21 protein-coding genes, 4 tRNA genes and 1 pseudogene are annotated in these 21,135 nt (G+C 64.7%); 11 read left to right on the forward strand and 15 right to left on the reverse strand.

Features of this window, described 5'->3' with window-relative positions; translation table 11 throughout:
- Positions 1-63: 63 nt before the first annotated feature.
- Both HWX14_RS05575 and HWX14_RS05580 read right to left on the reverse strand, forming a co-directional pair.
- Positions 64-873, reverse strand: a complete 810-nt coding sequence (locus HWX14_RS05575) for a hypothetical protein (protein ID WP_175881879.1) — start codon at positions 871-873, stop codon at positions 64-66.
- Between the two features lie 235 nt (positions 874-1,108).
- Positions 1,109-2,173: a glycosyltransferase family 4 protein gene (locus HWX14_RS05580; RefSeq protein ID WP_006476459.1), complete on the reverse strand. Its 1,065-nt coding sequence runs from the start codon at positions 2,171-2,173 to the stop codon at positions 1,109-1,111.
- Positions 2,174-2,740: 567 nt separating this feature from the next.
- Here HWX14_RS05580 and HWX14_RS05585 point away from each other — a divergent pair.
- Positions 2,741-4,573 carry an ABC transporter ATP-binding protein gene (locus HWX14_RS05585; protein WP_175881880.1) on the forward strand — a complete coding sequence of 611 codons (1,833 nt, stop codon included), beginning with the start codon at positions 2,741-2,743 and terminating at the stop codon, positions 4,571-4,573.
- An 83-nt stretch (positions 4,574-4,656) separates the two neighbouring features.
- Here the strand turns inward: HWX14_RS05585 and otsA are convergent, their stop codons facing one another.
- Entirely contained in the window at positions 4,657-6,042 is a 1,386-nt protein-coding gene (gene otsA, locus HWX14_RS05590; RefSeq protein WP_175881881.1) for an alpha,alpha-trehalose-phosphate synthase (UDP-forming), read from the reverse strand.
- Entirely contained in the window at positions 6,039-6,791 is a 753-nt protein-coding gene (gene otsB, locus HWX14_RS05595; RefSeq protein ID WP_175881882.1) for a trehalose-phosphatase, read from the reverse strand. The genes otsA and otsB overlap by 4 nt, the downstream gene beginning before the upstream one ends.
- Before the next feature lie 546 nt (positions 6,792-7,337).
- On the opposite strand from otsB, the gene HWX14_RS05600 reads away from it, so the two are divergent.
- From HWX14_RS05600 to HWX14_RS05610, 3 genes are read left to right on the forward strand one after another with little or no spacing between them, the layout of a single operon-like run.
- Positions 7,338-7,970 (forward strand): SCO family protein, encoded by a 633-nt coding sequence (locus tag HWX14_RS05600; protein WP_175881883.1) that lies wholly within the window; start codon positions 7,338-7,340, stop codon positions 7,968-7,970.
- A gap of 8 nt (positions 7,971-7,978) precedes the next feature.
- Positions 7,979-8,425, forward strand: a complete 447-nt coding sequence (locus HWX14_RS05605) for a copper chaperone PCu(A)C (RefSeq protein WP_175881884.1) — start codon at positions 7,979-7,981, stop codon at positions 8,423-8,425.
- 10 nt (positions 8,426-8,435) lie between these two features.
- A complete protein-coding gene (locus tag HWX14_RS05610) occupies positions 8,436-9,305 on the forward strand; it encodes a cytochrome c oxidase assembly protein (protein WP_175881885.1) in 870 nt (289 codons plus the stop codon).
- Between the two features lie 22 nt (positions 9,306-9,327).
- On the opposite strand, the gene HWX14_RS05615 is transcribed toward HWX14_RS05610, so the two are convergent.
- Together HWX14_RS05615 and HWX14_RS05620 are read right to left on the reverse strand one after the other, a co-directional pair.
- Positions 9,328-9,819, reverse strand: a complete 492-nt coding sequence (locus HWX14_RS05615; protein WP_034206801.1) for a GNAT family N-acetyltransferase — start codon at positions 9,817-9,819, stop codon at positions 9,328-9,330.
- 135 nt (positions 9,820-9,954) lie between these two features.
- Positions 9,955-10,821 (reverse strand): pirin family protein, encoded by an 867-nt coding sequence (locus HWX14_RS05620; RefSeq protein ID WP_175881886.1) that lies wholly within the window; start codon positions 10,819-10,821, stop codon positions 9,955-9,957.
- A 110-nt stretch (positions 10,822-10,931) separates the two neighbouring features.
- On the opposite strand from HWX14_RS05620, the gene HWX14_RS05625 reads away from it, so the two are divergent.
- Together HWX14_RS05625 and HWX14_RS05630 are read left to right on the forward strand one after the other, a co-directional pair.
- Entirely contained in the window at positions 10,932-11,849 is a 918-nt protein-coding gene (locus HWX14_RS05625; protein ID WP_175881887.1) for a LysR family transcriptional regulator, read from the forward strand.
- Positions 11,850-11,952: 103 nt separating this feature from the next.
- Entirely contained in the window at positions 11,953-12,456 is a 504-nt protein-coding gene (locus tag HWX14_RS05630) for a GAF domain-containing protein (RefSeq protein WP_175881888.1), read from the forward strand.
- A gap of 103 nt (positions 12,457-12,559) precedes the next feature.
- On the opposite strand, the gene map is transcribed toward HWX14_RS05630, so the two are convergent.
- Complete coding sequence (gene map, locus HWX14_RS05635; protein ID WP_175881889.1) at positions 12,560-13,366, reverse strand: type I methionyl aminopeptidase; 807 nt, start codon at positions 13,364-13,366, stop codon at positions 12,560-12,562.
- Positions 13,366-13,602 carry a ParD-like family protein gene (locus HWX14_RS05640; protein WP_050011449.1) on the reverse strand — a complete coding sequence of 79 codons (237 nt, stop codon included), beginning with the start codon at positions 13,600-13,602 and terminating at the stop codon, positions 13,366-13,368. Before HWX14_RS05640 ends, map begins: the two co-directional genes overlap by 1 nt.
- A gap of 148 nt (positions 13,603-13,750) precedes the next feature.
- On the opposite strand from HWX14_RS05640, the gene HWX14_RS05645 reads away from it, so the two are divergent.
- The 3 genes from HWX14_RS05645 to HWX14_RS05655 all read left to right on the forward strand — a co-directional run bounded on the left by HWX14_RS05645 (position 13,751) and on the right by HWX14_RS05655 (position 16,028).
- Positions 13,751-14,371: a helix-turn-helix domain-containing protein gene (locus HWX14_RS05645; RefSeq protein ID WP_175881890.1), complete on the forward strand. Its 621-nt coding sequence runs from the start codon at positions 13,751-13,753 to the stop codon at positions 14,369-14,371.
- A gap of 50 nt (positions 14,372-14,421) precedes the next feature.
- Complete coding sequence (locus HWX14_RS05650) at positions 14,422-14,970, forward strand: GNAT family N-acetyltransferase (protein WP_175881891.1); 549 nt, start codon at positions 14,422-14,424, stop codon at positions 14,968-14,970.
- An 827-nt stretch (positions 14,971-15,797) separates the two neighbouring features.
- The gene (locus HWX14_RS05655) at positions 15,798-16,028 is read left to right on the forward strand and encodes a hypothetical protein (RefSeq protein WP_175881892.1); all 231 of its coding nucleotides are present in this window, start codon (positions 15,798-15,800) and stop codon (positions 16,026-16,028) included.
- 639 nt (positions 16,029-16,667) lie between these two features.
- On the opposite strand, the pseudogene HWX14_RS05660 reads toward HWX14_RS05655, so the two are convergent.
- Positions 16,668-16,784: pseudogene (locus HWX14_RS05660) on the reverse strand (MarR family transcriptional regulator); the annotation flags it as partial.
- A gap of 221 nt (positions 16,785-17,005) precedes the next feature.
- On the opposite strand from HWX14_RS05660, the gene HWX14_RS05665 reads away from it, so the two are divergent.
- A complete protein-coding gene (locus tag HWX14_RS05665; RefSeq protein WP_175881893.1) occupies positions 17,006-18,121 on the forward strand; it encodes a hypothetical protein in 1,116 nt (371 codons plus the stop codon).
- Positions 18,122-18,354: 233 nt separating this feature from the next.
- On the opposite strand, the gene HWX14_RS05670 is transcribed toward HWX14_RS05665, so the two are convergent.
- Positions 18,355-18,861: a hypothetical protein gene (locus HWX14_RS05670; RefSeq protein WP_175881894.1), complete on the reverse strand. Its 507-nt coding sequence runs from the start codon at positions 18,859-18,861 to the stop codon at positions 18,355-18,357.
- Between the two features lie 97 nt (positions 18,862-18,958).
- Between HWX14_RS05670 and HWX14_RS05675 the strand changes: the two genes are divergently transcribed.
- Entirely contained in the window at positions 18,959-19,258 is a 300-nt protein-coding gene (locus tag HWX14_RS05675; protein ID WP_175881895.1) for a hypothetical protein, read from the forward strand.
- A gap of 636 nt (positions 19,259-19,894) precedes the next feature.
- On the opposite strand, the gene HWX14_RS05680 is transcribed toward HWX14_RS05675, so the two are convergent.
- The 5 genes from HWX14_RS05680 to pgsA form a co-directional block, all read right to left on the reverse strand.
- Positions 19,895-19,968, reverse strand: a tRNA-Cys gene (locus HWX14_RS05680).
- A 100-nt stretch (positions 19,969-20,068) separates the two neighbouring features.
- Positions 20,069-20,144, reverse strand: a tRNA-Gly gene (locus HWX14_RS05685).
- A gap of 51 nt (positions 20,145-20,195) precedes the next feature.
- Positions 20,196-20,271 (reverse strand) — tRNA-Gly (locus HWX14_RS05690).
- Between the two features lie 53 nt (positions 20,272-20,324).
- A tRNA-Gly gene (locus tag HWX14_RS05695) sits at positions 20,325-20,400 on the reverse strand.
- A 141-nt stretch (positions 20,401-20,541) separates the two neighbouring features.
- On the reverse strand, positions 20,542-21,129 hold the full coding sequence (pgsA, locus tag HWX14_RS05700; RefSeq protein WP_006482193.1) for a CDP-diacylglycerol--glycerol-3-phosphate 3-phosphatidyltransferase: 588 nt from the start codon (positions 21,127-21,129) through the stop codon (positions 20,542-20,544).
- Between the last annotated feature and the right edge of the window lie 6 nt (positions 21,130-21,135).

Genomic DNA, 21,135 nt, shown 5'->3' on the forward strand with positions numbered 1-21,135 from the left:
AGCAAAAGCGGGATTCGCGAGCGCGCGGCTGGCCGGTCGCCCGCGCCCCGTGCGCGAGCCTCGTCAGACGATCTGCTTGAGCGCCGCGTCGAGCGCGAGCACCGCGACGCGGTCGCCTTCGGTCGCGAGCGGCGCACGCATCACGATCTGCCGGTTGTGGCCGACCGCCGCCGGCGAATCCCACAGCAGCTCCACCTTCGGCCGATTGAACAGGCTGCCGCGCCGCGGCGGCACGCCCCCCGGCTGCGCGCCCTGCTCGCCCGCGGCGGGCGCGGCGGGTGCGACCCGGCCGGGCCAGCGCACCGACAGTTCGCGCGCGTCGTACTGGCCGACCTTGCGGCTTTCCATCCAGACGATCCCGGTGCGCGTCAGCACGTCGAGCGAGATCGCATACCGGCCGACCGCGAAGCGGCGCGCGGCCACGTTGGTCCGCCACAGCGGCCGCGGCCGGCAGATCCAGACGATCGCCGCGTACAGCGTCGGCGCGGCGACGAGCCAGCCGTTGGTCGCCGTCACCGCGTGCAGCGCGCGGCGCCAGCCGGCCGCCCACGTGAACGCGCCGATCGACCACACGGCGAACAGGAAACCGATCAGCGCGAACGCGCGCAGCGCCTGACGCAGCCACTGCGGCAGCGGATGGAACGGCCGCTCGGCCCGGGCGGCAGCGCCCGGCAGCGCGAGCAACAGGAAGATCAGGATCAGGTAGAGAAAGGCCCACGGCGACGACACCATCGCCGACAGCGACGAGCGATAGCCCATCTGGGACATCGAGAACAGCCAGCGCGCGAGCAGCACGAGACCGATCGCGCGCAACGCGAAGATCACACCGGCGCCGGGGGCCGGCGCTGCGCGCGTGGTTTTCGTTCTCGCCAAGACTGCTCTCCTCTGGATATTCATGCCGGGCCGGATTTCACGGCACGGCCATTATAGGGACATTACCGTCTGGACAGACGGCCGGATGGCGTGCGGGCCGCTTCGAAGGCCGTTCGCAGCGCCGGGCGCGGCGAGAATACAACACATCCGCGCCGCGGATGTGACAACGCCCCGCCGGAAGACCCGGACGGGGCGTCGTGACGGCCGCGCGCCGCTATGCGGCAGCGGCCCGCAATCAGCTTGCGTTGACTTCGCGGAGCACCGTGCGGCGCTTCTGGCGCAGCAGTTCCTCGTAGCCCTTCACGTAGTTCTGCGCCATCACCTTCGACGAGAACCGGGCCTCGAACGCAGCGCGGACCTTCTCGCGCGGCAGCGTATCGAGGCGCTTGAGCGCGGCGACGGCCGACAGTTCGTCTTCGACGACGAAGCCCGACACGCCGTTGTCGATCACTTCCGGCACCGAGCCGCGCTTGAACGCGATCACCGGCGTGCCGCAGGCCATCGCCTCGATCATCACCAGGCCGAACGGCTCCGGCCAGTCGATCGGGAACAGCAGCGCGTGCGCGTTGCCGAGGAATTCGGTCTTCTCCGACTCGCTGATTTCGCCGATGTACTCGACGTGCGGCAGCGCGAACAGCGGCTTGATCTTCTCTTCGTAGTACGCGCGGTCGGCCTTGTCGAGCTTCGCGGCGATCTTGATCGGCAGGCCGGCCTGCTCGGCGATGCGGATCGCGGTGTCGACGCGCTTCTCCGGCGAGATGCGGCCGAGGAACGCGAGGTAGCTCGGCTTCACGTTCGGGATCGGCGTCAGCAGGTTTTCCGGCAGGCCGTGGTAGACGGTCGACAGCCAGTTCGCCTGCGGTAGCGGGATGCGCTGGTTGTCGGAGATCGACACGACCGGCACGTCGCTGAATGCATTGAAGATCGGCTGCAGTTCCGGCAGGTCGAGACGGCCGTGCATCGTCGTCAGATGCGGGACCGGCTGGCGCGAGAACAGCGAGAACGGGTAGTAGTCGATGTGGCAGTGCAGGACATCGAACTCTTCCGCGCGGCGGCGCACCTGCTCGAGGAGCAGCATGTGCGGGGCCATCACGTCGCGGATCGTCGGGTCGAGGCGCAGCGCCTGCGGCCAGCACGCTTCGAGCTTCGCGGAGGTCTGCGAATCGCCGCTCGCGAAGAGCGTGACGTCATGCCCCATCTCGACGAGTGCTTCGGTGAGGTAGGACACCACTCGCTCGGTACCGCCGTACAGTTTCGGGGGTACCGCTTCATGCAACGGAGCGATTTGGGCGATTCGCATGCGTAACTCCTAAAAAATCGGCAAAAAACCAGGTATGGGTCGGCAACCTGCCGGTGGTCCGGGCTGGATACAGGTCGTCCGGACATCGGACGAATCAGCCTGCCGGGGGCGTCGAACCCGCGCTGCTCAAGGAGCGTCGGCGACGCGACAGGCATAGAACGTTTGAAACGAAGACCCGTTGACAGGGGTTCGTAAAAAAACCTGGAATCGAACCCGGAGCCGATTATCTAGGGTTAATCCTGATACGGCGCACGACATTTCAAACACTTTACTTTGTTACAAAGGCGCAACACTTTGCAACCCGCGGACTCGGGCGTCCGTTCTAGAGTGGAAGGCCGTTTTGGCGATCCTTGTTAACCCGCAGCTGCCGGCAGCGTGATTCCGGCACACGAGGCAGGACGGGATGCCGGATTTTATCTCAAAATCGAGCGCGAGCCCCCTGGCCAAGGCAAGATTCGCGCAGCGCGACGCGCGGCGTTGTTTACAATGCCGGATTATTCAGTCCGGGCGAACGCCGGCCTGCGACCCAGCCGCCACGCTCAATCACCGAATCACCGCACCCATATTTTGGAATCTCTCACCCCCGCCCAGCGCAACGCCCACAACGCGAAGCTGTCGAGCTACGCGCATCGGCCGATCGCGTTCCTGTTCCGCTACATCCGCCTCCACCCCGTCGCGCACCTGATCGTGCTCTGCAGCGTGCTGGCCGCCGTCGGCTGCGCGCTCGGCTCGCAATATGCGATCAAGCACCTGATCGACGTGCTGGCGACCGGACGCCATCACCCGGGCCCGCTGTGGAGCGCGTTCGCGCTGCTCGTCGGGCTGATCGCGGCCGACAACCTGCTGTGGCGCGTCGGCGGCTGGGTCGCCGCGCACACGTTCGTGGCGGTCACCGGCGACCTGCGGCGCGACCTGTTCCAGTACCTGATCGGCCATTCGCCGACGTATTACTCGGAGAAGCAGCCGGGCACGCTCGCCAGCCGCATCACGGCCACGTCGAATGCGGTCTACACGTCGGAGAACACGATGGCGTGGAACGTGCTGCCGCCGTGCATCGCGGTGATGGGCGCGATCCTGATGATCATCGTCGTCAACCCGCTGATGGCGGCCGGCCTGCTCGGCTGTTCGGCCGTGCTGTCCGTCATCCTGTTCAAGCTCGCCGGCCGCGGCTCCGCGCGTCACCACGCGTTCGCGGCGAAGGCCGCGGCGGTCGACGGCGAGCTCGTCGACGTGATCGGCAACATGGGCCTCGTGCGCGCGTTCGGGATGACGCTGCGCGAACAGAAGCGCTTCAGCGCGACGGTCAAGGCCGAGATGGATGCGCGCCAGCAGAGCCTGCTCTATCTCGAAAAGCTGCGCCTGCTGCATGCGGTGATCACCGCGATGCTGTCCGCCGGCCTGCTCGGCTGGGCGCTGTGGCTGTGGGATCAGGGTCGCGCGACGTCGGGCGACATCGTGCTCGTCAGCTCGCTCGGCTTCACGATCCTGCACGGCACGCGCGATCTCGCGGTCGCGCTCGTCGACGTCACGCAGCACGTCGCGCGCCTGTCCGAAGCGGTGAAGACGCTGCTCGAACCGCACGGCATGCCGGACCGCTCGGACGCGCAGCCGCTGTCGGCCAAGGGCGGGCGCGTCGACTTCGAGCGCGTGACGTTCGCGTACCCGCACCGCCGCGCGATCCTCGACCACTTCGACCTGCATATCGAGCCGGGCCAGCGCGTCGGCCTGATCGGCAAGTCGGGCGCCGGCAAGTCGACCGTGCTCGCGCTGCTGCAGCGCTTCTACGATACGCAGGACGGCGTCGTGAAGGTCGACGGCCAGGACGTGAAGGGCATCACGCAGGACAGCCTGCGCCACGCGATCGCGCTGGTGCCGCAGGACATCTCGCTGCTGCATCGGACGATCTACGACAACATCGCCTACGGCCGCCCCGACGCGACCCGCGACGAAGTGCTCGCCGCCGCGCGCGACGCGCGCTGCGCGGAATTCATCGAGGCGATGCCGGAAGGCTATGACACGATCGTCGGCGACCGCGGCGTCAAGCTGTCGGGCGGCCAGCGCCAGCGCATCGCGATCGCGCGCGCGATCCTGAAGAATGCGCCGATCCTGCTGCTCGACGAAGCGACGTCGGCGCTCGACAGCGCATCCGAGGAAGCGATCCAGAGCGCGCTCGACCGCCTGATGGTCGGCCGCACGGTGATCGCGATCGCGCACCGCCTGTCGACGCTGCGCAACTTCGACCGCATCATCGTGATGAGCAACGGCAAGGTGATCGACGACGGCTCGCCCGAGGTGCTGCGCAACCGCCCCGGCCTGTATCGCGACCTGCTCGCGAAGCAGCACGGCCGCCATCATGCGGCCCCCGACGGCAACACGCCGACCGGCGAACGCGTGGCCTGACGCGCCCGCGTCGCGCCGACAAAAAAGCCGCCGTGCGCTGAGCACGGCGGCTTTTTCAATTGCAGCGGCAGCAATGGATCGGATCAGACCTGCTGCAGATCGCGCAGGAAATTGTCCCGCCACACCGACACGTTGTTCTCGCGCAGTTGCGCGATCATGTCCGCGTAGCGCGCGCGCCGTTCGGCGAGCGGCATCGTCAGCGCCTGCGACAGCGCATCGGCCATCCCGTCGATGTCGATCGGATTGACGATCAGCGCGCCCGTCAGCTCACGCGCGGCGCCCGCGAAGCGCGACAGCACGAGCACGCCCGGATCGTCCGGGTTCTGCGCGGACACGTACTCCTTCGCGACGAGGTTCATCCCGTCGCGCAGCGGCGTGACGAAGCCCACGCGCGCGAGCCGGTACAGCGCGGCCAGCACCTGACGGTCGTACTGGCGGTGAATGTAGAGGATCGGCGCCCAGTCGAGCTCCGCGTAGCGCCCGTTGATGCGCCCCGACTCCGCTTCGAGCTGCAGGCGGATGTCCTGGTATGCGCGCAGGTCCGCGCGCGTCGACGGCGCGATCTGCAGGAACGACACGCGGTTGCGGATCGACGCCTGATGTTCGAGCAGCTTCTCGAACGCCCGGAAGCGCTCGACGAGCCCCTTCGAATAATCGAGCCGGTCGACGCTCATGATCAGTTGCCGCCCGCGCAGCGACGTCGCGAGCGTACGCACCGCCTTGCCGTGCTCGCCGGCCTGCGCGAGCGACGCGATCTCGTCCGGATACACGCCGATCGGATAGGCGGCCGCGCGCAGCGTCTGGCCGAACGCCCGTACGCGCGCCGTGTGCCCGTCGTGCTCGACCTCGCCGTCCGCCTCGAACGCGACGTAGTCGCAGAACGCGCGCAGATCGGGCTCGGTCTGGAAGCCGAGCAGATCGAACGCGCACAGCGACTCGACGAGTTCGCGGTGCGGCGGCACGTTGACGAGCACCTGCGCGGCCGGAAACGGAATGTGCAGGAAGAAGCCGATGCGGTTCTTCACGCCCGCGTCGCGCAGTGCGCGCGCGAACGGAATCAGGTGATAGTCGTGCACCCAGATCACGTCGTCGTCCTGCAGCAGCGGCACGAGCTGCTGCGCGAGCCAGACGTTGACGCGGCGATAGCCGTCGAATTCGTGGCGGTCGTACTGGATCAGGTCCGCGCGGTAATGGAACGCGGGCCATAGCGTCGCGTTCGAGAACCCGCGGTAATACTGGTCGTAATCGCGGCGCGACAGCCCGACGGTCGCGAACGTCACGGGCCCGCGCTCCTCGATGCGGATCTGCGGCTGCGGCGCGCCGGACGCGACCACCTCGCCGCTCCAGCCGAACCACATGCCGCCGGTTTCCTTCAGTGCGTCGTAGACGCCGATCGCGAGGCCGCCCGCCGCCGGTTCGCCTTCCGAAATCGGCGCGACGCGGTTTGAAACGATGATGAGCCGGCTCATGCGTGAGGCTGCCCCGCGCCGAGCCAGCATGCGATCTGCTCATGCAGTGCGTCGACCGAATCGAGCCGCATGCGCGCGGACGTCTCGCCCGCGCCGACCTTGATCGACAGGCCCCCGCGCGCGTTGACCACCGCGAAGCCCTTCTCGTCGGTCAGGTCGTCGCCCGCGAACAGCGGCACGCGGCCCGCAAACGGCGGCTCGTCGAGGAACGCGGCCAACGCGCGGCCCTTGTCGACGCCCTTCGGCTTGATCTCGAACACCATCTTGCCGGGTTGCAGCACGTACGCATCCGCATAGTCGGCGACGAGGCGCTCGGCCGCTTCGCGCGCCACCGCCTCGCGCTCGGGCGCATTGCGAAAGTGCAGCGCGACGGCCGCGCCCTTGATTTCGAGCAGCATGCCGGGATGGCGATCGACCACGTCCGCGAGCTCGCGCTCGATGCGCAGCAGGCGTGCGTCGTTGAAGCCGATGCGCTGCGTGTCGCCGTTCGCGTCGCGGCGCTCCGCGCCGTGCAGGCCGGCGATCGGCAGGCCGGGCATCTTCAGGAACGTGTCGAGGTTGTCGATCCCGCGCCCGGACACGATCGCGACCGCGCCGTGCGAGCGGCGCGACAATTCGTCGAGCAGCGTCAGCAGCGACGGCGGAACGTGAATGGCGTCTGGGGTCGGCGCCAGTTCGACGAGCGTGCCGTCGAAGTCGAAGAAGAACGCTGTATCGGTCAGGGACAGGGAAGCCGGAACGGATTGCATCGATTCGATAGTCTGAGGGCCGGCCGGCAAACGCAGGCCGCCACTGCGCGAATGGAGTTGTGCGCATCTTACCGCGCCTGCGCGCCCAGATGGGCGAAACCGGGGCAGCGCGGACAGCGCGCCGGCCGCCGCGTCAACTGCGACATATTGCCCCGCTCGCCCGCCGCGTACCGGTTTCAAAAGGACGCAGGTGCGCGAATTGCGCTACAGTCGCAACCGCCTGCCGCGCGACGCATGGCATCGCGCCGGCCGGCTATCCATATAGTCCGATCGAGCTTAGGGACTGTTTCCATATGGAACGCGCATGCGAATGTCCGAAATTGCTCGTAGGGCAAGGAGTAAGGAGCGCCGTTTGGCCGAGCCAAACAAGCGACGCGCGACGCCGCCATACGGGCAATTTCGGACATTCCCGTAGAATGTTTTTTAATTTGGGGTTGCCACGAGAACGGCCGCTCGCCGCGTTGCGCTCCTTGCGAATACGCCAGTATTCGCAGCGTCACGCGCCTCGCGAGCGGCCGTTCTCGTGGCAACGCATGCGCGTTCCATATGGAAACAGTCCCTAAGATGCCGTCTCGCCCCTCCCGCCTCATCCGCACGGCCGCGGCCCTCGCCGCCGCCGTGGCGCTCGCCGCGTGCACGCGCGACGAGCCGCGCTGGAACCTGACCAACGTCACCGGCCACCTGCCCGACCTGTCGTTCAAGCTGACGGGCGGCGATGGCCATCCTGTCGACGCCGATGCGTTCCGCGGCCGCGTCGCGCTCGTCTACTTCGGCTACACGCACTGCCCCGACGTCTGCCCCGAAACGCTGGCGCGGCTGATGGAAGTGCTCGCGAAGCTCGGCCCGCGGGCGGACGACGTGCGCATCCTGTTCGTCTCGGTCGACCCGGCGCGCGATACGCCGCAGGCGATGCAGTCCTACGTCGCCGCATTCGACGCCGCGCATGCGCGCGGCCTGACCGGCACCGACGGCCAGATCGAGTCGCTCGCGAAGCGCTATCGCGTCGCGTACCAGATGGAAAAACGCGATCCGTCCGGCGGCTACGAAGTGACGCACAGCTCGGCCGTCTACATCTTCGACGCGACCGGCCGCGCGCGGCTGCTCGCGACCGATCACGATTCGCCCGACGCCATCGCCGCCGATGTGCGCCGGATCATCGACACTGCCTCCACGACCTGAATTCCGCCATGAACAAGAAAACGACCCTCAAGACGTTCGCCCTCGTCGCCGCGCTGTGCGCCGGCGCCCACGCGTATGCCGCCGGCGCGATCAGCGTGCAGAACGCGTGGGTGCGCTGGCTGCCGAACAAGCTGCCCGCAGGCGGCTACGTGACGCTCGTGAACACCGGCGACAAGCCGATCGACCTCGTCGACGTCGACAGCCCCGACTACGGGATGGCGATGCTGCACCAGACGGTCTCCAACGGCTCGACGCAGAAGATGGAAATGGTCGACAAGCTGACGATCCCCGCGCGCGGCAAGGTCGACATCGCGCCGGGCGGCTATCACTTCATGCTCGAGGAGCCGAAGCACGCGATCAAGCCGGGCGACACCGTGCACCTGCGCCTGAAGTTCTCCGACGGCGAAACGGTCGATGCGCCGTTCGCCGTGAAATCGCCGGCCAAGACGAAGTGATGCGCGCGCGATGAACGTCCTGTACTGGCTCGATCCGTGGGAACCGTCGCCGACCGTGGTCATCGCGGTGCTGACGGCCGCCGTGCTGTTCGCGCGCGGCGTGAAGAAGGCGAAGGTGTCGCCGCTGCGGCAGTTCTCGTTCTGGTTCGGGCTGACGGCGCTCTACATCGCGCTGCACACGCGGCTCGACTACTTCTTCGAGCACGAATTCTTCCTGCACCGCGCGCAGCACCTCGTGCTGCACCATCTCGGGCCGTTCTTCATCGCGCTGTCCTATCCGGGCGCGGCGATCCGCGCGGGCATTCCGTTCGGCTGGCGGCAGCGCGTCGTGCGCCCCGCGCTCGCGTGGGCGCCGGTGCGCGCGACGCTCGACGTGGTGTTCCATCCGGTCGTCGCGGTCGTGCTGTTCGTCGGGCTGATCTACTTCTGGCTGCTGTCGCCGATCCACTTCATCGCGATGCTCGACTGGCGTCTGTATCGCGTGATGAACTGGAGCATGGTGATCGACGGGCTGCTGTTCTGGTGGCTCGTCGTCGATCCGCGTCCCGCGCCGCCCGCGCGGCTGTCGCCGGGCCGCCGGATCCTGATCGTCGTCGCGGCGATCCCGCCGCAGATCGCGCTCGGCGCGCTGATCTTCTTCACGCCGCACGAGCTGTATCCGATCTACTCGATCTGCGGCCGCGCGTTCACGTGGCTGAGCCCGCTGCGCGACCAGCAGATCGGCGGCCTGCTGCTGTGGATTCCCGGCTCGATGATGAGCGTGATCGGCGCGCTGATCGCGCTGCGGCACTGGCTGCGGCTGTCGGCACGCGGGCGCCTGATCGGCGAACGGGTCGCGCAGCGCGCGGACAAACCGCCGGTCGCACGCGCCGCGCACTGACCGCCGCGCGGCGCGGCGCGCGTCACGCGCGCGCGCTGCTCATCCACACGTGCGGGATGCCGTCCTCGTCGTGCACGTCCGAACTCGGCGTAAAGCCGAATGCCCCGTAGAAACGCTGCAAGTGAGCCTGCGCATGCAGGCTCACCGGCGTATCCGGCCATTGCGCGCGGATATGCTCGAGCGCGCGCGACAGCAGCCCGTTGCCGAGGCCCGCGCCGCGAAACGCGGCGGTCGTCAGCACGCGGCCGATGCGCACGTCGGTGTGCTGCGCGTCGGGCAGCAGCACGCGCAGATAGCCGGCCAGGCGGCCGGCCGGATCGAAGGCCGCCAGGTGCCACGCGGCCTGGTCCGCATCGTCGATGTCGCGATACACGCAGTTCTGCTCGACGACGAATACGGCGCTGCGCGCTTCGAGGATCGAATAGATTTCGCGCGCCGTCAGCGCGTCAAAGGATTTCCAGCGCCAGTCGAGATCGGCGGTGCTCGGGGATGCGGCGGGTGCGGAGGCGTTCATGTGCGGTCCTGATTCGGGCGCGCCGGCCGGCGCGCGGCAACCGTCGATTATGCCTCGAAGCGCACATCGCGCGCGACCGCCTGCCCGCGCGCGAAAAAAAGGCCCCGCATCGCGCGGGGCCTGCTCATCATGCCGTCATGCCGGCATCTGGCCGAAGCGGCCGCCGTTGAAGTCCTCGATCGCGGTACGGATTTCCGCTTGCGAGTTCATCACGAACGGGCCGTAACCGACGACCGGCTCGTCGATCGGCTCGCCACTCAGGATCAGCAGCTTCGCGTCGCCGTTCGCTTCGATCTCGACGTCGCTGCCATCGCGGCCGAGTTGCACGAACTGCGCTTCGCGGGCCACCGTCTCGCCGTTCACCAGCACGGTGCCGCTCAGCACGACCACCGCGAGCGTCCGCCCTTCGGCGACCGGGAACCGCGCATGGCCGCCTGCCACGAGCCGCACGTCCCACACGTCGATCGGCGTGTGCGTGCGGGCCGGGCCGCGCCGCCCGTCGAGCTCACCGGCGATGATCCGTGCCCGCCCCGCGCCGTCCGGCAGCTCGACCACCGGGATATCGGCGTTCAGCAGCGTCTGGTAGCCGGGCGCGCCCATCTTGTCCGCGGCGGGCAGGTTCACCCACAGCTGCACCATCTCGAGCGCGCCGCCCTGCTTCGTGAACGCCTCCGAGTGGAATTCCTCGTGCAGGATCCCGCTCGCGGCCGTCATCCACTGCACGTCGCCCGGGCCGATCGTGCCGCCCGCGCCGGTCGAGTCGCGGTGCGCGACTTCGCCGTCGTAGACGATCGTCACCGTTTCGAACCCGCGGTGCGGGTGCTGGCCGACACCGCGCGGCGCGCTCGTCGGTTCGAACGTCGCCGGGCCGGCGTAATCGAGCAACAGGAACGGGCTCAGGTGCGTGCCATGAGACTGGTAGCTGAACATCGAACGCACCGGGAAACCGTCGCCGACCCAATGGCCGCGCGGCGCACTGTACACACCCTGGATCTTCTTCATTTGCCTTCTCCGAATTGCGGCGAAACACCTGTTTCGCATCCTGAGTAGGAATATAGAGGCGGAACGATCGATCCGGTAGACTGCCGAAATCGCACTCAGCGTTCTATTTGATGAACGATAACGACCGGGATCTGAACGATCTCTATTACTTCGTGCAGGTCGTCGAACACGGCGGCTTCGCGCCCGCCGGACGCGCGCTGAACATGCCGAAATCGAAGCTGAGCCGCCGCATCGCGCTGCTCGAGGCGCGGCTCGGGATGCGGCTGATCCAGCGTTCGACGCGCCGCTTCACGGTCACCGACGTCGGCCAGACCTATTACGCGCATTGCCGCGCGATGCTCGTCGAGGCCGACGCCGCCGACGAGGCGATCGCGCTGCTGCACGAGGAGCCGCGCGGCATCGTGCGCGTCAGTTGCCCGATCGTGCTGCTCGATTCGCTGGTCGGCACGATGATCGCCGCGTTCATGGCCGCGTGCCCGCGCGTCGAGATCCACCTGGAAGCGACGAACCGGCGCGTCGACGTGGTCGGCGAAGGGATCGACGTCGCGATCCGCGTGCGTCCGCCGCCGCTCGAGGACAGCGATCTCGCGCTGCGCGTGCTCGCCGAGCGCGGCCAGTGCCTCGTCGCGAGCCCCGCGCTGCTGCGCGAGCAAGGCGTACCGGCCGTTCCAGCCGATCTGACACGCCTGCCGAGCCTCGATCACGGCGTGCCGCAATCCACGCACGTGTGGCGGCTGCGCGGGCCCGACGGCGCGCATGCTGAAATCCATCACCAGCCTCGCTACGTGACGGGCGGCATGCTCGCGCTGCGTGCGGCGGCCGTCGCGGGCGTCGGCGTCGTGCAGTTGCCGACGATGATGGTGCGCGACGAGGTGTCGCGCGGTGAACTGGTCACGGTGCTGCCCGACTGGGCGCCCCGACGCGAAATCGTGCACGCGGTGTTCGCGTCGCGCCGCGGGCTGCTGCCCGCGGTGCGGGCGCTGCTCGACTTTCTGGCCGAGCGGTTCGCCGAACTCGAACCCGACTGAACGCGCCGCATCACGCACCACCCTGCGCTGCAGACCGCGCGCGCGTGCCGTAGACTGCGGTACGCGCAGTGCGCCTTTTGACAACCCCTATCGCTTTCCCGCCATGTTCACGCTGTCCAACGACCCCACCGCCTCCAAGGCCGATCAATACGCGACGCTCGTCGAGCAGGCACGCGCGCTCGTCGAATCCGAACGCGACCTGACCGCGAACGCCGCGAATTTCTCCGCGCTCGTCTATCACTCGCTCGATCGCCTGAACTGGGCGGGCTTCTACTTCTTCGACGGCACCGAGCTCGTGGTCGGGCCGTTCCAGGGCAAGCCCGCGTGCGTGCGGATCGCGCTCGGCAAGGGCGTGTGCGGCACGGCCGCGCAGACGCGCGAGACGCAGGTCGTGCGCGACGTGCACGACTTCCCCGGCCATATCGCGTGCGATGCGGCGTCCGAATCGGAAATCGTCGTGCCGCTGGTGGCCGGCGACGGCACGCTGATCGGCGTGTGGGACGTCGACAGCCCGGTCGCCGCGCGCTTCGACGACGAAGACCGCAAAGGGATGGAAGCGCTGTGCCGCGTGTTCGTCGAACACGCGTGGCAGAAGGCGCGCGCTTAAGCGCCGCTGCGTCGCTGCGCCGGCCGCCGCGAACGACACGGGCCCCGCGAAGGGGCCCGTTTCATTGCAACGCCGCGCCGCCGTCTGCGGCGCACGGCCGGCGTCAGACCGCGTGCGTGCCCGAAAGCGCCGCGAACGCCTGCGGCTTCGCGTCCTCGGTCAGCACCTCGAAGCCCGTTTCCGTCACCACGACCATGTGCTCCCATTGCGCGGACAGCGAATGGTCCGCCGTGACGACCGTCCAGCCGTCGGCCAGCACGCGCGTATCGCGCTTGCCCGCGTTCAGCATCGGCTCGATCGTGAAGATCATCCCCGGCCGCAGCGGCAGGCCGGTGCCCGGCCGACCGTAATGCAGCACCTGCGGCTCGTCGTGATAGACGTCGCCGATGCCGTGCCCGCAATACTCGCGCACCACGCTGAACCCTTCGCGATGGGCGACCTGCTGGATCGCATAGCCGACGTCGCCGAGCGTCGCGCCGGGGCGCACCGCGCGGATCCCGGCGTGCATCGCCTCATAGGTCGCGGCGACGAGCCGCCGCGCGAGCTCGTTCGGTTCGCCGACGAAATACATGCGGCTCGTGTCGCCGAACCAGCCGTCCTTGATCACCGCGATGTCGAGGTTCACGATGTCGCCGTCGCGCATCGGCCGCGACGTCGGAATGCCGTGACAGACCACGTGGTTGACCGACGTGCACAGCGTCTTCGGATAGCCGTGGTAGCCGATGTTCGCGGGAATCGCGCCCAACTCGTCGACGATGTATTCGCGGCAGCGCGCGTCCAGCTCGTCGGTGGTGACGCCCGGCTTCACGTGCTCGGTGATCATCGTCAGCACCTGCGACGCAAGCTTCGCGGCTTCGCGCGACTTGGCGATTTCCGCGGCACCGCGGATCGGGATTTCGCGTTTCGCCATTACGCCACCTGCTCGATGCTTTGCGCGACCGTCTCGGCCGGCCCCACGTCGCCGCCCCGCGCCTCGGCCTCGATCAACATCTTGCAGATGTCGCCGTAGGACAGCGCCGGATTGAGTTCCGCCAGCATCCCGACGCGCAGCCAGTGTTCGGCCTGCGCGTTGATCGAACGGCTCAGCGCCGTGCTCGTCGAGCGCAGCCGCTCATGCATGTGCTCGGAAATCTTGATGATACCCATATATCCCCAATTAAACGAAACGTAGCTGTTTCGTATATTACGCCGCGCATGGCGACCGGGCAAGCCGTTCGCACCCACCCCCTCGTCGCCGTTGCGGCCGGAAATGCCGTTGACATCGAATTCCAGTTTGCTGGAAAATAAATCCATCATGAAAGAATCAGCGATTCCCGCGGCCGACGACACCGGCATCAACGAGCGCATTGCCCGCCGCGTGCGCGACCTGCGCACCGTCCGAGGCTACACGCTCGACGCACTGGCCGCGCGTTCCGGCGTCAGCCGCTCGATGATCTCGCTCATCGAACGCGCGTCGGCCAGCCCGACAGCCGTCGTCCTCGACAAGCTCGCGGCCGGCCTCGGCGTGTCGCTGGCCGGGCTGTTCGGCGCCGACCGGGACGACGCGCCCGCCCAGCCGCTCGTGCGGCGCGCGCAGCAGGCCGAATGGCGCGATCCGGCGTCCGGCTATGTGCGACGCAATCTGTCGCCGGCCGGCTGGCCGTCGCCGATCCAGCTCGTCGAGGTCGATTTCCCGCCCGGCGCGCGCGTCGCCTACGACAGCGGCGGGCGTGAAAGCGCGCTGCATCAGCAGGTGTGGATCATCAGCGGCCGCGTCGACGTCACGTTCGGCGATACGCTTCACGAACTTCGCGAAGGCGACTGCCTGGCGATGCGGCTCGACCAGCCGCTGATCTTCAGCAATCCGTCGTCGCATGCCGCCCGCTATGTCGTCGCGATCTGCGATGCATCCGCCGCTGGCGTGCGCAGCGCGTGATGCACGCGTCGCGTGCGCAACCGGTTTAGAACCAACAGGAAAGAACCCCTATGAATTCCCCGACCCAGCGCGACGACGTGCGCCTGATCGATTGCAGCGAGGCCGAGCATGCAGCGGCCATCCTCGAGATCCTGAACGACGCGATCGTGAATTCGACCGCGCTGTACGACTACCGGCCGCGCCCGCCGGAAGCGATGGTCGCGTGGTTCGCGACGAAGCGCGCGGGCGGCTTTCCGGTCTTCGGCGCGGTCGACGCAACGGGCACGCTGCTCGGCTTCGCGAGCTGGGGCACGTTCCGCGCGTTCCCGGCGTTCAAGTACACGGTCGAGCACAGCGTCTACGTCCGCAACGATCAGCGCGGGCGCGGGCTCGGCGAGCTGCTGCTGCGCGAAGTGGTGCGGCGTGCGCGCGACGCGCAGGTGCACGTGCTGGTCGGCTGCATCGACGCGACCAACGCCGGCAGCATCGCACTGCATACGAAACTGGGATTCGAGCACTCGGGCACGATCGCGGAGGCGGGATTCAAGTTCGGCCGCTGGCTCGATGCGGCGTTCTATCAATTGAAGCTCGAGACGCCGGTGCAGCCGGTGGATGGGTGATTGCTCTCCCCGGTCGGCACATCAGTTATTTGGGTACCCCGGGTTGCCGCCTTATTTTGCGTGGAAATATAACCGACGCAAGATGCGACGGTCGGCATTTACTGCAGTAACCATCTTTAAATGCGCAACGGGCGCCGGCCGCGCAAACACGCTGATGCAGATATCGTGACCGGCGCCCGGATTCGAAGCCGAAACTACAACCCTCAATGCTGACAAAAATATCCTCTATTTCAAAGAGAGAAACGTTTAATTTAATTGGGCATAAAAGTCAGAAAATTGGTGACTAGGGGTAAACGATAGAGAGTTTGCCATACCTTGTTCAAGGAAGTTTCCTAATATGATCTGACGGGGAGGCACAGTCTGATTATTGCCTGCCACATGAAAATCATTACGTCACCATTTTTAAAAAATTATCGAGAAATTTCACCAGAACCCCAGGCGGCCGCAAACAGGGGTGGAAAGACCTATTGCTGACGAAAAACATTTTCCGCGCACGAACGCCGGACACTCGCTAAAAGCATACAGCCCGAATCTAGGATGCCGTGCATTTTGCCTGCCAACCAGTATCGGACCGTCAATCTCAGATTGCGGAGGCGTTTATGTAAAAAATCAAGCCATCCATGACCCGAGCATGGCAAACACAAATATGGCCAGCAAGTGGCTGTCGAAAATAGTGTGGCGGACAGAATCATTGCTGCGCAACCGACGCGATCCGGGATTTTGCTCGAATACGGCAACTAAACGGCTACGCGCCCTTGTCATGCGAGAGACAGGCGCCGTTACGGCGTCTGCCTTGCTACTCAAAATTTCCGATCCGGACAATTGATATGCGAACCATTGCCAAGATTCTCTTTCCGACCTTGATGGCCTGCCTTGTGTTCAACGGAGAAGCCGGCGCCGCCGAAAAATCCTTTTGCTATTACCATCACAATTGCCCTGCCGACGGAAAGCTGCCGAAAGGTCAGTTGCCCGAGCAATATACCAAGCGCCAGTGCACGAACGGTGGAGGCAAGAGCTGGGGCGAAGGCCCGAAGAGCTGTGAGAACGTGAACGATTGACGGGCCGCGGTATCGAGGGGCGGCTTCAGACGTGATCGCACGAACTTCGACGATGCCGGCATTTTTCCGGACTGAACCGGTCGGCAGGGGAATCTTCCTGTGAATCGCCGTGGTTTTCCGGAGATTTTCTGTCGATACCGCCTACGTCGATTGACACGCAGCGATCCATCGCGACGAGGTCGATGATCAATCGCCCCTCAAGATCAGACTGCCTGCCCGGACGACGCAATAGCAGGAAGAATGGCGTAATTATTTAGCATCCCGGCGACTGCTTTTATATTTGTGGCGCACCTTTATCTCGTGCTAAACGGTGCGTTCGCAGCCCCCTGCCACTTCCCTCGTTGTGGCAGGGGTTTTTTAGTGTCTTCCGAGATTACGGTCGCACGGTCGGATCATGCCATCGAAAGACCTTCCAAACAGGTTGGCCGAGTTCCGCCAACGCTCGGCATGGGACGAGTTGCGCGGCGACTGGAGCGCCGTCACCTTCAAGACGCATCGCGGTCGTCCACGACGTCGGCTCCGGTAACGCGACGACTGGCGTCGCTACGTCCTTCCAGTAACGCTGAAACCCGATGCGTTGAGGAACGGTGCCCGTTCCTGACCATGCCCGAGCCAATGCTTCGCCTGCAGGCGTGGTTAGGCGATACGGATCTCGTCGATCGACGCCGCGCGGTAATCGAGCCGGACCTTGTCGACGAACCGCGAAACGGCCGACTGATCAAGGTCGAGATGGTCAGCGATCTGCTGAGTCGGCATGAATATGCCCTCCCTATGGGAACTCGCCAGTAGAGAAAAACACGGGTGCGAGCCCCCGCGTGTTGGCACCCTCGGTGGGTTCCCGCACCCAGAGGCCCGCGCGTGATGCACGCTATTTATCAGACGTAACGCCAATGCGACGAGAATGCAGTTCGGAACTTGAAAAACAGCAGATCATTGGCTATCAATCTCAGTAATAAACATCACACCACGGGGGACTTATGGGCCGCAAGACTGTGTACTTGCTTGGTTTCGCTTGTTTAACGGCTATCGGCCTTGTCGGTTGTAAGAGGCAAGACGTTGTATCAACCGCAAATAATCAAGCCGAGGTAATTGCTGTCGCGAACTATGACGTTCTGAATAGCATCTTGGCAAAACGCGCTCGAGAACAGCTCGGTGTTGCCGCCGCTAATTCAACGACACAGGTGTTGGTGACCAACGGCGGGGCGGCTATTGGCGCAGTCTATCGGACGGGCGGGCGTTGGATACCATACAACGATTCGTCCTGTACGTTCCCCGACCCACAGAGAACCGCTTTACCGAGCGCCTTCCCCTCGTATCAAATCAGCAAGACCTTGGCGTTGAGCATGGGTCTCGACAATGAGCTGATTCAAGCTCTGTCGAAGTTCGACATCAAACTCTCGGATGCGTCTTCCTTTTCTTTTTCCGTCGAAAAGCCGATGATGCAAGTTGTCTCCGATACTGCTCTTACAGACGGCCTCGAAAAATCGACTTGCAAATCCACTCTGCAGGCTGCAAACGGTGACCTCTACATCGTCCGCGGATACATCTCGGGAAAGCGTACGTTTCGGACGTCCGTCGATGCAACCCGTCTCGTCGAAGCCGGCATAAAGAAGGTTGCTAGCTTCGACATAAATGCCGGCGGAGGAAAGACGTTGCTCGAAATCGCAGATTCCGAGCCGTCCGCGTTCTTGCAAATTCTCGAACTTGAGAAGTATGCGGCACCCGTCCCCGTGGCCTATCCCCCTGCTCCTGCGGTCGTAGATTCCGCTTTGCCCGTCGCGGATACCGCGCATAGCGTTGACTTGCCGAGCATCGTTTACATTCAACAAAACTCGGCTGACCCGAAGAGTGTCGGTAGCACTGCACAATCACTGCTTGGCGCACGAGGTATTCGCGTGGCCAGTGATGTCGAGTCACTCGAAAATACGCCAAGTACATCGCAGGTCAGATACTTCCGCGATGCCGACCGTGGCGCAGCAGAGCAAGTTGCGTCTCAACTCAGTTCAAGGTTTAGAAACATCGAACCGATAAGAAGCAAAGTGCCAGGTGCAAAAGCCGGACAGCTGGAAGTATGGTTGTCGAAACAACCTTAATCTCTTCCATCGTCGTGCACGACACGAATTCCAGGGCCTTGGCGATCTTGTCTTCGTACACGTCGCCCTCGTAACGCTCCGCTTGCTCGATCTCGAACAGCGGGCGTTCATGCTCTTCGACGTGCCACGCGACGCCCGAGCGATACCGGAGTTTGGCGCGACGCAAATGCCTGCATCGATGTAACACAGCCACCGGCAGGCGCGCAGTTAGCAGGCCTGCCGCATCTACCCGGCTATCTTCGACGACCGAAGCCGACCGCACGATATCCGATTGTGTAGCCATTGATTGGCGATGCGGACATTGAATCCCAACCCAGAAAGGTTGTAGGCCAGTTGCGGGGGTCGCCCTCTTCGATAACGATAGGCAAGATCCGGAAGCCGCTGTTATCGTCCATCCCAAACTGGATGTGTCCTCCCACATCCTCGACAGCCTGACTTCGGAGCATCTCCTTCAAGACAGAGATCGGGTTTGCGACGCCGCTTGCGTTGGCAGCTCTAACGTAAAGTCGACCAAACTCCTCTCGACCACTCCCGATGGCATGGACGGTTCCGATATCAAGCGGCAACTCCGTCGCCTCGATTTGCACCATACCGTCCACCACCGAGGGACCAATTCTGAATGCCTTGTATCCCGCAGCCACCGGACAGTAACCGAACACAAGTCCATCGAAGAAATATTGCTGCGGCGAATCACGCATGCCAAGGCGGGACGCCATATCAACGATGTAGTGAGCAGCCACATCCCTAAACAGCCCTGCAATTGCCTCGACCGATACCGAACGCGGTGAATCTTGGGTCCCGCATAGGTTCTGAGTACAAGCTGCTGCGAGTGAGTATGTGGGACACCGTTCGCCGACCAACATCAAACTGGTCGACCTCCAGCGTGTACATTTCTCGCATCCGCATGGCGGATTCGATGCCGCGCTCGAAGAGGAACACCAGCGCCGGCCGGTACGGGAGATCGAACGCCCGCTCGCGGCCGTTCGGCTTCCCGCCGGCCATCAGTCGTCGAATCTCAGCCTGCTCCGCCTCGCTCGGCCGTCGGTCGCGGTGTACGTCCTCTTTCGCGTCGACATCCTGCGCCTCGACGGCCACCCGATCTTCATCGGTATAGGTTGCATATCACTTCGGGAGTAGGCGGAGGGGGTTGGTCGCCATCATCGGCGTGCCCGATCTCACCACTCAATCGAAGCAGCGAGCCAATGCACCGACGTAGTGCCGGATCGTTGACGGCGAAAGGTGGTCATGGCGCTTCATGGTGGTCACCCACTGCTCGACCCACTGGTAGTCGAGTGTCACAAGCGACTTTGCCTTGATGGTCGCTCGTCCAAGTAGCGCATTGAGCACCTGGACGTCGGAATCAGGGGACCGATACGCGGCGCAGGTACGCTCGAATGGTGTCGCCCGTTGTAGCGATCGCTTCGCGCTGCTCGACCAACTCGTCCGGCACAATGCGGGCGTCCAGCAACTGCTCCAATCGGGCAACGTATGCGTCGCCCTCTTCCTCGGTGTCAAAGGTCAGGGAAGTGGCTTTGGTAGCAGCTTCGCCCGTTTGATCGTGTATTCCCACGTGCCGGACGGCCGCAGTCGTTTGTTCGCCATGCCTAGATGAATTCGCCTCGACTGCCAATTAGCCGATTGACGAGTGGTTGGCGTCGGTTTTTAGTTGGTTACAGGCGACTTCTTACCACTCCAGGCAACTCTATTACAAGAACGAAAGCGCCGCAGAAAAAAGAAAAGCCCTGACGAATCAGGGCTTTATCTCGTTCTACTTGGAGGCGCGAGCCGGAGTCGAACCGGCCTAAACGGCTTTGCAGGCCGCTGCATAACCGCTTTGCTATCGCGCCAAAAGCGGACTGTCCGGATGCCGTGAGGCAAGCGACAGATTTTTATTCGAGGACCGGCGGTCCATCAAATAAAAAGGGAAGCGTGGCTTCCCCAATTACCTGGAGCGGGAGACGAGTCTCGAACTCGCGACCTCAACCTTGGCAAGGTTGCGCTCTACCAACTGAGCTACTCCCGCATTGTCCTGCACCTGCAGCGCTTCGCCGACCAACACGCTGCCAGAAAAATCTGGAGCGGGAGACGAGTCTCGAACTCGCGACCTCAACCTTGGCAAGGTTGCGCTCTACCAACTGAGCTACTCCCGCATGTGTCCTGCATCTGCAGCGCTTTGCCGACCAACACGCTGCCAGAAAAAATCTGGAGCGGGAGACGAGTCTCGAACTCGCGACCTCAACCTTGGCAAGGTTGCGCTCTACCAACTGAGCTACTCCCGCGTATTGCTGCGCTACTGCTTCCCCGTCACACACTTAATTCGTCGTGCAGCGGAGAAGCGAGATTATGTCGAAGGCACATTCGTGTGTCAAGGGCTTTTCCAGCCCTTTTTACAAAAACCGCCGCCGAACAGGCGCCGCGGGTCACGCGCCGCCGCGCTCGCGAATCTGCGGCCACGCGAGCTTCATGTAGTACAGCATCGACCAGATGGTCAGCACCGCGGCCAGATACATCAGCCACTCGCCCCACACCCGCGTATCGATCGTCACGATGCCGAGCGGCAGCGGCCCGTAGAACAGCAGCATCGGGATCGCGACCATCTGGCACGCGGTCTTGAACTTGCCGAGCTGGTTCACCGCGACGCTCTTCGACGCGCCGATCTGCGCCATCCATTCGCGCAGCGCCGAAATCGCGATCTCGCGACCGACGATCACGAGCGCGATCGCCGCGTCGACTCGCGAAATCTGCACGAGGATCAGCAGCGCGGCCGTCACCATCAGCTTGTCCGCCACCGGGTCGAGAAACGCGCCGAACGACGACGTCTGGTTCCACTTGCGCGCGAGAAAGCCGTCGAACCAGTCGGTCAGCGCGGCGAGGATGAAGATCGCCGCCGCCGCGAGATTGCGGTGCGCGCCGCCCATCACCGTGTCCGGCAGATAGAACACGCCGACGACGAGCGGAATCAGCACGATCCGTACCCACGTCAGGAAAATCGGGAAATTGAACGGCATGGCATG

The sequence above is a fragment of the Burkholderia sp. BCC0044 genome (assembly GCF_902832955.1).
GTDB lineage: Bacteria > Pseudomonadota > Gammaproteobacteria > Burkholderiales > Burkholderiaceae > Burkholderia.